Below are 14,710 nucleotides of genomic sequence, written 5' to 3' on the forward strand. Positions count from 1 at the left end.
TTTTTAAAATGTTACATTTAGGCCAAATGTTATAGTACGCGGATTGGGGTATTGTCCACTTAAATATCCTTGTGCTATATTACCTAATCCAGTTCTCCCAAAACTACTAGCCTCAGGATCAATTAATCGCGTGCTTGAGAACAATAACAAATTGGCTCCTGACGCATATATCGTAGCGTCTTTAACTCCCTTTAAACCCCAATCATTAACAGGTACATTATAGGCCAATCTTGCTGTTTTAAGGCGTACATGAGAACCATCTTCTATATATTCTGTGTTTGGAGGTATACCACCTACAGTATCTGTTCCCGCTCTAGGAATATTTGAAGTTTCATTTACCCCTTCTTTCCAACGATCTGCTATATCACCAAATTTAGTAGCTTCTCCTCGATTAAAATAATTGTTTCGCATGAGCAAGTTAAACACCTCGTTACCAACGGTTCCCTGAAAATAAAATGATAAATCCCAATTTTTGTAAGAAAATTTGTTTTCAAAACCAAATATTAAATCTGGAGTAGGGTCACCAGCAATCACATAATCTTCGCTTGAGATGATACCATCCCCACTAATATCTTCAAACCTTGCCCCACCTACAGCTGCTGGACCTGTAAATCCTGAATTATCAATTTCTTCCTGACTTTTCCAAGTTCCTAAATATCTAGCACCGGTAAATACGGGTACAGGCTGTCCTACAATTAAACGGGTGTTATCAGATCCTAAAATCTCATCAACGGTAACATCAATAAATTCAGCTCCTCCCAAATCTAAAATTTTATTTTTATTAGATGACAAGGTTAATGTTGAGCCCCATGTAAAATTAGTATTTCTAATATTGGTAGAATTTATCAAAAGTTCCCATCCTCTATTTTCTAGTGATCCTACATTTTGTAATTGACTTGTGAAACCAGTTTGTCTGGGAATGGTAACATCAAGCAGTAAATCATTTGTCTTCTTATAGTAATAGTTTAATTCTGTAAACACTCTACCTCCAAATAATGAAGCCTCTAAAGCTAAATCAAAAGAATTAGTCGTTTCCCATTTTAGATTAGGATTTGCTGGTCGTCCGATGGTTAAACCTGACACTTCTTTTCCTCCTAAGGTGGTATTAGCCTCGGTTAATAGACCAAATGTTCTGTAAGCTTCAATGGCTTGGTTACCTGATTTACCGTAACTCGCTCTTAATTTTAAGTCTTGAAATACATTTTGGTTTTGCATAAATGACTCCTCTGTAATTTTCCATGCTCCTGCTATTGATGGATAAAACTCATATTTATTACCTGGAGCAAAACGTGAACTACCGTCAGTTCTACCTACCAAAGTCAATAAGTATCTATCCTTAAAAGCGTAATTTATTCTTCCGAAGAAAGAAGCTATTTGAAAACCGTCATAATCACTTATTACAACAGATCTGGTAGGATCAGAAAATCCTAAGTTATTAAAACCAGTTGCATCACTGGTTATACCGAAAGCTTGTGACTCAGCAATCTCGGTAGACACCTTTTGAAAAGACGCCCCTCCCAAAACCACTAAACTATGATTTTCATTAAAGTCTGTTGAATACTGAACGGTATTTTCATTATTCCATCCCGTAGATGCCACTGTTCGCACAGAGGCTTCTCCTCCATCAGAAACATTGGTTGCAAGAAGACCTGGTAACTGACTAGAATTAAATCGATTCCGTTTGGTATTATTAAATTCTGGACTAAATGTTGAACGAATTACCAAATTTTTTATCGGACTGTACTCTAAATATGCCGTTGCTAATAAGTTATTATTAAAAGTTTCATTAGTATTTAACTCAATAGCCGCCAATGGATTATTAAATGGGGCACCTATAACCTCATTAAATCCATTATAAGTTCCATCATCATTATATGCAGGTTGTGTTCTAAGTGTTCCAAAAGCACTATTAAAACCAACAACTCCGTTATCTTGATTTAGTCTAGAATAGTTAAACCTAAATCCAGCCTTTAATTTATCACTTAAAGTATAATCTAAATTAGATCTAAAAACAAATCTTTCTAACCCAGAACTTTTTATTATACCTTTTTGATTAAAATAACTAATTGAGTTATAGTAATTTATATTATCTGTTGACCCGGCAATAGAAACGTCTGCACTATAAATAGGTGCCGTGCGCATGATTAAATCGAACCAATCGTTGTCAGGATAAGTTGAAGGGTCATTTGGAAATGGTATGGCCACGCCTCTAAAGGTGGCGTCTTCGTTGGTATAATCAATTTGTTCTTCTTGTGTAAGCATGTGAGGTAATTCAGGAACGTTTTGAAAACTAGTGTAGAGGTTAACACTTACCTGAGGTTTTCCTGTCCCAGCACCCCTACCACTCTTGGTAGTTACCAAAACCACACCATTGGCGCCTCTAGAACCATAAATAGCAATAGATGAAGCATCTTTTAATATTTCAATAGATTGAATATCATTTGAGTTGATATTGTTTAGGTTAAAATTTGTTCCTACCACAATACCATCAATTACCCAAAGCGGTTCATTGCTACCCGTAATGGAGTTACCTCCTCTTACTCTAATAACCGTGCCGGCTCCAGGAGCACCACTGGTTTGTGTAACCTGAACTCCAGTTGCTCTACCCTGTAATGCTTGATCTACCCTAGAAACTGGCAAAGCTGTAATATCCTCTGAACTCACAGAGGAAACAGAACCTGTTAAATCTGACTTTCTTTGTGTTCCGTAACCAATAACAACCACTTCGTCAAGTTTATTATCAGCCACTAATATTACATTAATTTGAGTTTGACTGCCAACCTCAATTTCCTGAGTAGCATAGCCAACGTAAGAGATTACCAGAGTGTTTTCTGCTCCAGCTTCAATTTTAAATTCACCATCAAAATCGGTTGATGTTCCTTTCGTAGTCCCTTTTACAAGAACCGTTGCTCCTGGTAAGGGCTGTCCATCGGCAGACACGGTACCAGATACAGATTGTGCATTTGCTGCTGCCCCCAGAAGCAACAGTACTCCAACAATCCACAATTTCCTGAAATCAGGAAACTTTCTGTGTTTAGTTTTTAATTTCATAAGTCTTTTAGTTAATTTATTAATAGTACCGCAAAATATTTGTTAATTATTTTCAAAGTATCCTGCACTACCCGTTATGTACTGTTATGCTAACAACATGCTATAACGTTTAACCATACACCCAAGACTTCAAATAACAAAGTCAAAAATTCAAAAAAACTAAAATTTAATACCATATTCTCAGAAATACATGAAGTATGCAATTCTTTGTTTTTTCTGAAAGCTTTATTTACCCTAAAAACATTAAGCATGATAGAACAGCTCAGTTCGAAATATGAAATCCTTTACTTTTATACAATTCCCTCCTATATAATCCATATTGTTTAAAACTATGAAAACTAATAACTTAAAGCACATCGCTTCTTTATTATTTATACCTCTGTTTATTGCGTTTTATGCTTGCTCAAAATCTGAAGACTCCCCAGAAGATTTTAATAAATTGTTACTATAAACACTGGTAACGTGGTTGGTCAGTTTTACAATTTTTGGTCAACACGCACGATGGTTAACCAGACACGCTTTAACAATTCTGGCTTTATAACTAGCTTAAACGGTATAAAGTCTTACGCTAAAAGTTATAATTTAGTAAAAATGATGGGCGGTCGCGTTGATCATCTTAATCAATCTTTACAAAGAAGTTGATGCTTCCGGCATTATTATTACAGATTTTAGTGGCCTTGTAACAAGCATTAGAAACTTTATGAGCACAGGCTTTAAACTTAGAATTGTATTGAGTAAAGTGCCATGGAAAATGGTTGAAAACAAAGTAGTAAGCACCTATAGAAATACAAGCCCCCTGATGATTACAACCACAATAAGACTCGTAATAGCTCATCTAAAAGAACTTTATATCCGCAAATAGAAGGTGAGCAAATAGCAAGAGGAACAACATGAAAAGAAATGAATGGGCGGTTGATAAAACGCATAGTATCATAATGCATGAATTATATAAAGATATTAGAGCAGCTGGCGTAGGAGAAAAAACCAATGGTCGTGTTATATGGTAACCATCCATCAGACCGTTTTGAAGATAGTTGGAAAACGGTTTTAAGTTCAAATCTTTCTAAATATGAACAATTAGCTAAACTTACTAAAACGGTTACAAACACCATGGTTGAAAAGAAAAATGACAAATTTACCATTAAAGTAGATTTAGAGCCACATAGCGTGAAAATCATCGAATTAATTCCACAATAACAACCAAACACATACAATGCTTAAAACGTACTTAAAAACACTTCTAATATCCATGGGAGTAATTGGTATTGCATCTTGTAATTCTCAAAAAGAGATTAACAGTACAAGGTAGCTGAAGCTGGAGAAAGCATCATTATGGCTGGAAATACGAATGGCGACGCGCCAGAAGATTGTAGAATGTATACCGTGGTTGTAAAAAAGTTATAGGCCTCTCTCCTCACCTATTCATTTTATAAAAAAAAGCTTTACATAATTATTTTTCTAGGCTTTTTTATGGTTCAAATACAGAGTATCAACTTATAGAATCACTGAGACTTTTTTTACAAACACGTACCATGATCGTCTAAAAAAACGCTAAGGTGCAGACATATGCTTATTGACTTTAATTGAAAACTAATCCCATAAAAAAAGGTGATTTTTACATCACCTTTCTTTTAACTAAAACAACAACATTAATAATCGAAATTATTAACAACTCTATTTAAACTACTCTTCTATTTATTATCAATAAAGTCCAAAAGTATAGACTTAACTACGCTAACAGATCCGGCTTCTAATCCGTTATTTACATTTGCTCCTGTAATCCAGTACAATACCATTCCGGCATCAGAGCAATCCCATTTTCCTTTTTGGAATTTAACAACATCATCTACTTCTGCCATTTTCCCCATAGTCCAAACCAACTGTACTCGGGGATCTTTATGATTTTTAGCCCAATCCCATTCTTCTAGCTTTACTTTTAAGTTAATATTTTGATCAGGAATTCGAACTTCTTCAACACCAAAATCAAGTATGTGCTGCCATGTATAAAAGTCGCCTGCATTATCATTGGCTGGATGATGTGTTACCACTTTTACATATTTATGTTTAGCTTTTGGTGTCTTTTTTAAAGCCATTCCAATAATATCAGGTTCTCCTGCCTCAATAATCCATAACGGGTCTTCAGCAGTTGAAGCATTTATAGCCCAAGCTAAATCATTTATAGTTTCCTCTTTTTGCCATAAAGCATCATAGAAGGTTATATGATCGAAGCCCCCCCAGCGTCTGGCAGTCATATCACAAGCCACTTGCATTAAATAATGACGCTCTTTTTCGGCTTGTTTTGAAATTCTATCATCTCTAACCAAATCGCAGCTATGAGAATAGTGTACCAGTCTATCTTGTAAACCAGAAGCTCTTAATAGCGCTAGGGTTACGGCGGTTCCGCCTAAATCATCAGGATCGGGTGAGTTACCATCGGCAACCACTGCAATGCGTCCAGTTGGAGGATTTATGGTTTGTCCCAAAATAGAAATTGGAAGCAAAACCAAACAAATAAACACTACTTGTACTAATTTTTTCATATACTAAAACTGGGTTAAGTATTCTCATCAACAAGAACACACCTGATTGTAGGTATAAAAATAGACCGATTGCATTAAATAAGTGACCTGTTCTATCCTGATTTTGATGTAAATTTTATTAGTCTACCGTGAGTTTACTTTTCCACCAATTTTCATTAGGCTTGAAATCTTTAGAAAGTGTTTCAATACGTTGTGTTTCTAATGATGGTAGCTTTTTACTAACATTATTCAAATGCCATTTTTTATGAGCTTCAGCATCATATTCTGAATCCTTAACAGGATAATTTGCTCCAACCGATTGTAACCACTGCATGAGTTTTTCACTAAGTTGGTTGGCTAATTTGGTATTTGTATCAATTACATTGAGGTGGTCATGTTCTTCAGACGGCAATTTATAGAGTTCTTCATGTCCATCCTCCCAATAATGTATAAGTTTCCAACCTTCGTATTGAATAATTGAAGCAGGTTCTCCACCTTGATTTCCATAATGCGGATAATGCCAATATAATGGTCTGGTTACTTCCAATTCTTTTCCCTCTAATAACGGCTTTAAACTTAAACCATCAACATGTTGTTCTGGATTTAATGGCGCATTAGCTAAATCTAAAAGTGTGGGATAAAAATCAGTATTAACAGCAGGAAAATCAGTTTTTGCACCTCTATTTTTCAACCAAGGCACTTTTATAAAATAAGGTTCACGTATGCCTCCTTCCCATTGGTAGCCCTTACCTCCTCTTAAAGGTAAATTACTGGTAGCATAATTATCACCTGATGCTACGCCCCCATTATCTGAAGTAAACACAACAATTGTATTGTCATCAATATTATTATCTTTTAAAGCTTTTAAAACAATACCTACGGCATCATCCATTGTTTCTACCAAACCAGCATAAACAGGATTGTCCTGAACAGTTCTTATAGGCAACACACGTTCCATCACATATCCAGACTCAGCGATACCTAAACTATCAGCTTTATGTCTAAATTTTTTCCACTTTTCTTCTGTGGTTTGAATTGGTGCATGTACGGCATAAAAAGACAAAAAAGCAAAAAACGCGGTATCTTTATGTTTTGAAATAAAATCTGCCGTTTCATTAGCTAAACGCAGTGTTAAATTTTCACCTTGTTCTTTATTCGATAATTTTGGGTTATTCCAAGGCGAGAAAAAACCACCTCGAGGAGATCCTGCGTCTATGCCTCCAATATTAATATCAAATCCATGATCTTCAGGAAATGAGCCTTCACCTCCTAAATGCCATTTTCCTGCAAAAAATGTTTTGTAGCCATTAGTTTTAAAAGCTTCGGCAATGGTAATATCTTCATTAGGCAAATGCATTTTGTAGCTAGCGGGCAATAATTTATCATGGCGATTTCTTGTACGCCAATCTTCGCCTGACTTTGCTCCAATCCAATCTGTTATACCATGACGCGCGGTAAACTTCCCTGTCATAATACTTGCGCGCGACGGACTACATACTCTGCTAGCAGCGTAGCCTTGGGTGAACATCATGCCTTCATGAGCCAATTTATCTACATTTGGAGTTTCATAAAATGTGCTGCCAGTTACCCCTAAATCATGATATCCTAAATCATCTACTAAAATAAATAACACATTGGGTTTGGTCTTTTCTTTTAAAGCTTTCTCTTTATTGTGACATCCTAAAACGAACACTAAGATTAAACTGAAACTGATGCGTGTAATTTGGTTCATGGCTGTTTTTTTTATCTCAACGAAATTTAACTCTTTTTTCCTTACTGTTTATTTTTACTGCGTTAGGGATTGAACGGCATGTTTAAGCTCCTCGCAGAGAGCGAGTCGTGAAAGCCCGACCCCTTGTGGGTAACGCTCTAATTATTTAAAATTTGCATTACTGCTTTGCTGCCTTAGGCCCATCGTAATCATATGTAAACCAATCTACATCAATATAACCGGCATCTTCTTTTTCATTCCAAGAGAAGAACCCTAAACGGTCACCTGTCCATTTTCCGAAGGCAATAGTAAATGTTGGTCCGAATTTAGTAAAGGTTTTACCATTCAAACTATATTCATAAGTAGCTTGATCACTATTATTTGTTGTTCTTATGTATAAATTAGATCCTGTAAGCTCTGGACCTTTGGTTTTTTCAGCCATAGGACTCATATAAAACAAATGCTTTTTACCGTTTTGATCAACCTCAACACCTAACAAATTAAACACCCCGCCATATCTTACAAAACCAGCTAATTGATGGGGTTGCATGCCAGAAATATCAAACTTAGAAACGGCAGTACCTGTTGTAATCCCCATGATACGTTGACTTAGGGTATTGCAAGCTCTCCAAAAATCAGAATCTGAGCCATCATTGTTTGTCCACTCGTTTATGTTTGGACCGTAACCTTTTTCGTTTGGTAATATTTTGGTTGCTTTAAGGCGTAACCACCCGGGGCGCTCGGTTAAAGACCAATGCGTGTTTCTTGGATTATGGTTCCACTCCCATTGGAATCCTAATTTAGATGATGAAAAATCATCGTCTGAACTGGGGGCTGTAATTGGATAACCGTCTATAGGTTTTTTATGTTGTTTTACAGGTTCACCTATGCCATCGTTATCTTCATCTACACCTATAATTGGCCATCCATCAACCCAATTAACAGGCTCAAGACATTGAGGACGCCCTTGAAAAGGAATATCATCATTTTGGATTAACTGATGCATATACCACCATGATTTATCTGGAGCTTGCATTAATGCACCTTGGCTGGCACTGCGGTTATTAAACACCGTTCCTTTTTCTAAAACAGTTTTTACTTCATACGGGCCATAAATACTTTCTTTTGAACGAAGTACAATTTGTTTTCTATCATTTTTAGGGTTTTTAACACCTGGTTTGGTAGATTTATCTCCCATAGTCCACTGCGCTAAAAAGATATACCAGGTTCCGTCAATTTTATAAATTTTGGCCGCTTCAGCTCCCATGCCTGTATACACCAATTTACCTTCATCTAGAATTTTAGTACCATCCCAACTCATTTCATAAATTCTGTTTTCGTTACCCTCTATTTTATTATCAGAATCTTTTTGCTTTCCAGCGGTATTGATAATTACATAAGCTTTATGAGTTTCTTTATCCCAAAACACAGCAGGGTCATCTAAAACCTTAGCTTTAGGCAACATCATGATTGGTTTACTCCAAGGGCCTTTTATATCTTTTGCCGTGGTAACCATTAATCCATGTTGGTAATCTATTTGATAACAATACCATTTACCTTCATGGTAGGCTAAATCTCCAGCCCAAACACCAAACGAATAGCCATTCATACGGTCCCAGTTGTACTCTGGAGCCCATGATAAGCTGTCAAATGCATGTCCAACATTGGTCCAGTTTACCATATCTTTTGACTCTAAAATGGGCATACCAGGAGACATATGTTGTTTGGACGTTATCATGTAATAGGTATCGCCTACTTGCTCAATATCAGAGTCTGGATAATCGGCATTTAAAATAGGATTGATATAGGTGCCGTCACCTTGATCACCAAAACTGCCAGTTTTAGGAGGCTGATTGACCGTTGATTTGACTTCAGCCACATCTATTTGTTCTGTTTTAGATTTACATGCCAAAACTGTGCAAGCCAAAACAGCTACTAAAGTTTTAAAATCAATTAGATTTGATATTTTCATTTAAATTGTATTTAAGGCGTTTTGATTTATAACTTTATGATTTTTTTTGAAAAACCTGATGTATTGTTTTTTAATGAAACGAAATAGATACCACTTGCTAAATCACTTAGATCAATAGTTGCATTGGTTTTAGTCATTTTTAAAGTACGAATTACAATACCGTGAATGTTTGTTACAATAAGATCATCATCTAGACATAGGTTTGCAACAGTTACAATACCGGTTGTAGGATTAGGATACAAACTTAAGGGCTTTACTTGTTTTTGATTATCAACAGATAAAACTCCGCTGTAACATAAAGACTCATTATTAGCAAGATTAAAGGCCACACTATCAGAAATAGCATTTAGCCTTAAAACCATTCTATCTAAAAGGCAATAAGAGGATCTAGCATCTAAGGTGATTTTGTAAATCCCTGGATTATTAAAGGTTACAAAAACACGATGAGAATCGCCATCATTGGTATTTGCTACAAACCTCCAATCTAAAGTATTTCCAAAAATTTTGAAAAAACCCAATGTGGATGAGCCCACAGGACAATCATTATTTGGGTCAGTTTGACAAGCTGGTTTAGGTATTACTCTATGACCTGTTTTTAGACCATAATAATCATCAGCGTCAATTTTTAACCAAGCGTCATTATGCTCACCCTTAGATGTGCCTTTATTGATTTTCATATGCCATGCAAACCTGTAAGTTCCAGGGGTATTAATTTTTATATTATATACTATAAACGCATTAGATAGACTAGAAAAAGACTCAGGGCCATCCCAATAAATGTAACCATCACCAGTATAACCGGAAACACTGTTATCTACTTTCCAATTTGGATGATTTATAACACCCGATTCCATTTCTATAGTCAAAATTCCGTTTTGTTCTTCAAAAGGCAACAGACCATCACAAGGCGCTGTTTGCGCGACTAAAGACATCGATTTGATGAGTATAAAAATTAGAACATTAGCAACTCTTTTTATGTTTTTCATTAATAATGCATTAGATACTTGACGTTCCTTTTTAAATCAAAAGTTAGTGTTAAATATTAGTCTTTAGTATATGTAATTTCATATGAACCTGAGCCGAGAATGATGTTAGTATTTTCTTCTACTTCGTATTCAAACGAATTTTTAAATACATTAAAATTCAAACCATTAATTTTAATAGTTTGAAACTCATTCTGACTTAAAACCAATGTAGCTTTTGTATTAAACGGCACAACCAAATTCATGGTTAACAAACCATCTTTTAAACTCCACGAATTTTTAACAGCACCATAAGATGTTGGAACAGAAATATCTGTATTTGTAACAGCGCTAGGAAACTCAGGATTAACAGTAAACACCTTGTAACCAGTTTGGTTTCTTGAAGATTTTACACCTCCTAAAGACTCAAAAAAGTAAGCCGCAAAACCACTATGCATAGGATGATTTAATGAATTGGTTGGACCTTCCATTTTCTCCCATTCAAACTGACGCTCAGGCCACGTGGTAAATCCAGAATTCATCACATACGTTTGACTAGGAAACTCGGGTGTGGTTAAGATAGCATAAGCTAAATCGGCCTTACCATATTTTGATAATACCGTATAAATGTAACGATTACCATGAATTCCTGTTGAGTGATGCCCTCCCTTAACTTTTACAATATCATGCTCTAGGCCATTCACAACATTTTCAATTTCTGTTTCAGGCACAATACCAAATTGTAACGCCTGAACAGTAGCGGTTTGACTTTGATACCATTTGTGCTTGGTATTAGGAATGTCTACCAAAAACGCTTTATTAAAAGCTGTTTTTAAAGCCTCTTTTTCTGCTTTCATCTTTGCTTCATATTCCGCGTCTGCATTCATTTTTGCAAACGTTTCCATAATGCCTAGCACATCATAGAAATAGGCATTTGCTGAAATGATAGGATCACATTCCATGGCACTTGGGTTTAACCTTCTGTCCCAACGTGGTGGACACCAATCACCCATACCGTCTTGCATAATGCCATTTTCGCCTTTATAGTTCAGATAAAAATCCGTTAAACCTTTCATCTCGTTATAATACTCTTTTACAATAGCATCATCTCCATAATACCAGTAATTATACCAAGGTAAATACATGGTAGCCACACCCCAATCAATTTTTGCATAAGTAGAGGTTCGTTTTCCTGGCGCAACCATGGTAGGTACTTGAAATTTAATTTCAGGGTTATTATGTCCTTTTGTTGGTCGCATTTGAGTACGAATATCTTCCATGTATTTTTTATAAAAATCATACATATCATAATTATACAAGGCATACTCACAAAAGGCATGTGCATCACCCAACCAGCCACATTTTTCACGATGCGGACAATCTTCAGGAATACCATGTACATTGTCTTCAATAGTCCATTTACTGATGCTGTGCATTTTATTTAAAAGCTCACTTGAAGACTTAAAACTTCCCGTTTCTTGAATATCTGTAGCTACTAAAACAGCCTTAATCATATTAGCATCTGGCTTTTTGGTAATACCTTTTATTTTGGCATATCTAAATCCGTGATAACTAAATTTTGGTTCCCAAGATTCAATAGCATCACCTTTGCATATGTATTTATAAATTTGAGCCATACCATTGGCACCACCACCTGTTGAACCTTGAAAAATATCTTTTCCGTTGGTTAATAAAGCTTCAGTTGTTATGATTTCAATCAACTGGTTTTTCTTTTCTTGTACATTGATTTTTACCCAACCCGCAATATTTTGTCCAAAATCTACAATCCATTCGCCGTCTGCCGCTTTAAAAACATTTGTAGGTTCAAATTCCTTTAATTTTTTTATTGCAGGAATTTGTTGCGCACTTACTTTTGCTATTTTTGGCGTTGCTATTTTCACATTGCCCCATGCTGCTGCATCATATCCTGATTCAGTCCAATTACCTAATTCATAACTGGCATCATAAGTATCACCTCCATAAATATTATTAAATACAATTGGCCCTGTAGCTTCTTTCCAGTTTTCGTCTGTATAAAAATCTTCAGAAGACCCATCGGTATAATTTAGTTTAACCAAACAACGTACTGTTGGAGGACCGTAAGACACGCCTTTTTTATTCGACTCTGGATCTCGGCTCCAAGATATATTTTGACCGTAAAAACCATTTCCTAATATAATTCCGAAGGCATTTTTACCTGTTTGGAGCTGCTCTGTAATATCATAATTCACATAATACGCTTGTTTATCATAATTTGAAGGCGCAGGATCTAAAACATGATCACCTACTTTTTTACCGTTTATATACATTTCGTAATAGCCTAAACCACAGATATAAGCTTGCGCATTTTTCAGAGTTTTATCAATAGCTATTTCATTTCTAAAATAACTAGCTGCGAAACCATCAACGGGCGTTGGTTTTTTCATTTTTCCGGTTTGGTAGTTTCTATAGCGGTGTGGTGATGTTCTTGTATCCTTATTCAAGGTAATCCATTTTGCATCACCCCAGTTTTCCTTGTCCATCAACCCCATTTGAAATGTTTGGGTATTAGACCAGGTAGAGGCATTACCACTTTCATCCCAAATTTTAACCTTCCAGAAATAGGCTGTCATGGCTTTTAAAGGCTTCCCTTTATACCGTACAAATGCAGTTTGGTCACTTTTTACATTATTTGAATTCCAGATATCAGCATCATTTTCATTTAACTTTTCTTCTAAGGACGCTACCAAGATTTGATATGCAGATTGCGATTTATTGAACCCATCCGCATTAACTACCCAAGAAAACGTGGGTTGCTCGCTTTCAATTGTTGATGGGTTTTGCTTGTTATCAACCAATAGGGTTTCAAAATTAATTTGACTTCTTGAAGTGGAAACTTGCATACAAGAAATACAAAACACTGCAAAACATGCTATTACAAATAAGAGTTGGTGTTTTTTCATTTTTAAAGTTAGAGTTAGCGTCTTATCGCTGTTAAATTTAGTGGTTGAAGGTACCTGAATAGTTCAAAAAACTTATCCTGTACTATCATGCACTTTGCAAATTTTGTATTACTTCAATTATTTCAGAAATTATTCATTTTTCCATACTTCAGACAAAGTCTTTCTAGTATGCTCACAAAGCTATAATACAGGTTAATAACTCTTAAAATCATCCTGTACTCTGATACCTTAACAGCCAAAAAACAAGATAGAACAGGATACTCCTAATTGGTTTCGTAAGTATCTTGAAACCCTATATTTAATAGCACTAAGCAATCATAAGAATTTTATAATGAAAAACAAACTTCAATTAATAGGTAAAAATGGACTCATTTTATTTTTAACCTTATTAATGTCATGTTCTAATAATTCTGAAAGCCAATCAGAAAAAGAAAAAACGATAATAGAAGAATCAAAGGACGACAACTCAAATACTACTGCTAACCAGGTTTGTGATGAGGTTTCAGATTTTCCGAACTTAGGGCCTTCAGCGTCACAATCACAATCTTGTAAGGATGTTTCAACCCCCAACAATCAAGGTACATTAGATTGTAGAACAGATAATACTGTAGGGGGTTATGAAAATTTAGCTAACGGCTGGGGTAGCTATAAGATTACTGGTGGCGAAATACGATATGATGGCACTAGAACTAGAGTAGAACGATTTTTTAAAACTATTTCGCACGGAACGAATAAAAACACTAATCTAACCGGTACACTTAAAATTGTAGATTTAAGTGATGGAAATACCTGCATTATCCAGTCCCATGCAGATGGTGATATTTTAAAAGGAGAAGAAGCCGGAAGTACAAATAGAAGTGCACAATTTTTACTTTACGCCAAGAAATCTAGTGATAAAATACAATTAGAAACTCATGTAACCATTAATCCATATACCACAGACACAGGCGGCGAAAGGGACGTAAAAAACTTAAAAACAATAAATTACAATCAAGAATACGCTTTTGCTTATGAAACAGGCTACGATGTTAATGGTACTGCATTTTCAAAAATAACAGTTGGTGATACTGAAACCTATATTACACATAACCATACTACAGAACGAGTTTACACGAGATATGGGGCTTACGGCACAAGTGATACTGGAGATGTAACTGCACATATTGAATTTAAAGACGTTAATTTATGTAGGGAATGATCTATTTGAATTTGGTTATATATTTCATTTTTGACTAAGGCCGTTGTAAAACAGTTCATTTTTATATTTTTTATTAAAATAATCTTAATAGTCTAAGGCTACAATTTAACAAAGAACATTGTTTTAGTGATGATTATTTATAGAACATGCTCAAATCATTATTTTTGAGCAAACACTGATATGCATTTTCGAAAATAGGTTTCTTTTTTATAGAAAGATAAAACCTCTCTAAAATTTTAACAACCTATTTGAAGTTTTTAAAAAACAAAAACATGATATAAAATAAATCATTTCTAACTTATTTCATATCATGTTTAAATTGTCTTGATAAATCAAATCAGTTATAAAGCACGTT

9 protein-coding genes are annotated in these 14,710 nt (G+C 35.2%); 3 read left to right on the forward strand and 6 right to left on the reverse strand.

Features of this window, described 5'->3' with window-relative positions; translation table 11 throughout:
* Positions 1-3: 3 nt before the first annotated feature.
* The gene (locus FGF67_RS07425) at positions 4-3,051 is read right to left on the reverse strand and encodes a SusC/RagA family TonB-linked outer membrane protein (RefSeq protein WP_139696304.1); all 3,048 of its coding nucleotides are present in this window, start codon (positions 3,049-3,051) and stop codon (positions 4-6) included.
* A 607-nt stretch (positions 3,052-3,658) separates the two neighbouring features.
* Between FGF67_RS07425 and FGF67_RS07430 the strand changes: the two genes are divergently transcribed.
* Both FGF67_RS07430 and FGF67_RS07435 read left to right on the forward strand, forming a co-directional pair.
* Positions 3,659-3,913, forward strand: a complete 255-nt coding sequence (locus FGF67_RS07430; RefSeq protein WP_139696305.1) for a hypothetical protein — start codon at positions 3,659-3,661, stop codon at positions 3,911-3,913.
* A gap of 125 nt (positions 3,914-4,038) precedes the next feature.
* On the forward strand, positions 4,039-4,248 hold the full coding sequence (locus tag FGF67_RS07435) for a hypothetical protein (protein WP_139696306.1): 210 nt from the start codon (positions 4,039-4,041) through the stop codon (positions 4,246-4,248).
* Between the two features lie 494 nt (positions 4,249-4,742).
* Here FGF67_RS07435 and FGF67_RS07440 read toward each other — a convergent pair whose 3' ends face one another.
* The 5 genes from FGF67_RS07440 to FGF67_RS07460 form a co-directional block, all read right to left on the reverse strand.
* Positions 4,743-5,591, reverse strand: a complete 849-nt coding sequence (locus FGF67_RS07440) for a hypothetical protein (protein WP_199240665.1) — start codon at positions 5,589-5,591, stop codon at positions 4,743-4,745.
* 118 nt (positions 5,592-5,709) lie between these two features.
* Positions 5,710-7,302, reverse strand: coding sequence for a sulfatase (locus FGF67_RS07445; protein WP_139696307.1), 1,593 nt, complete (start codon positions 7,300-7,302; stop codon positions 5,710-5,712).
* Positions 7,303-7,459: 157 nt separating this feature from the next.
* Entirely contained in the window at positions 7,460-9,253 is a 1,794-nt protein-coding gene (locus FGF67_RS07450) for a glycoside hydrolase family 43 protein (RefSeq protein ID WP_139696308.1), read from the reverse strand.
* Between the two features lie 26 nt (positions 9,254-9,279).
* Positions 9,280-10,239, reverse strand: coding sequence for a T9SS type A sorting domain-containing protein (locus FGF67_RS07455; RefSeq protein ID WP_139696309.1), 960 nt, complete (start codon positions 10,237-10,239; stop codon positions 9,280-9,282).
* A gap of 56 nt (positions 10,240-10,295) precedes the next feature.
* On the reverse strand, positions 10,296-13,157 hold the full coding sequence (locus tag FGF67_RS07460; protein ID WP_139696310.1) for an alpha-L-rhamnosidase: 2,862 nt from the start codon (positions 13,155-13,157) through the stop codon (positions 10,296-10,298).
* A gap of 331 nt (positions 13,158-13,488) precedes the next feature.
* Between FGF67_RS07460 and FGF67_RS07465 the strand changes: the two genes are divergently transcribed.
* Positions 13,489-14,355, forward strand: a complete 867-nt coding sequence (locus FGF67_RS07465; RefSeq protein ID WP_139696311.1) for a hypothetical protein — start codon at positions 13,489-13,491, stop codon at positions 14,353-14,355.
* Positions 14,356-14,710: the final 355 nt, after the last annotated feature.

Origin of the sequence: Allotamlana fucoidanivorans (assembly GCF_006265225.1) — a bacterium.
Lineage (GTDB): Bacteria > Bacteroidota > Bacteroidia > Flavobacteriales > Flavobacteriaceae > Allotamlana > Allotamlana fucoidanivorans.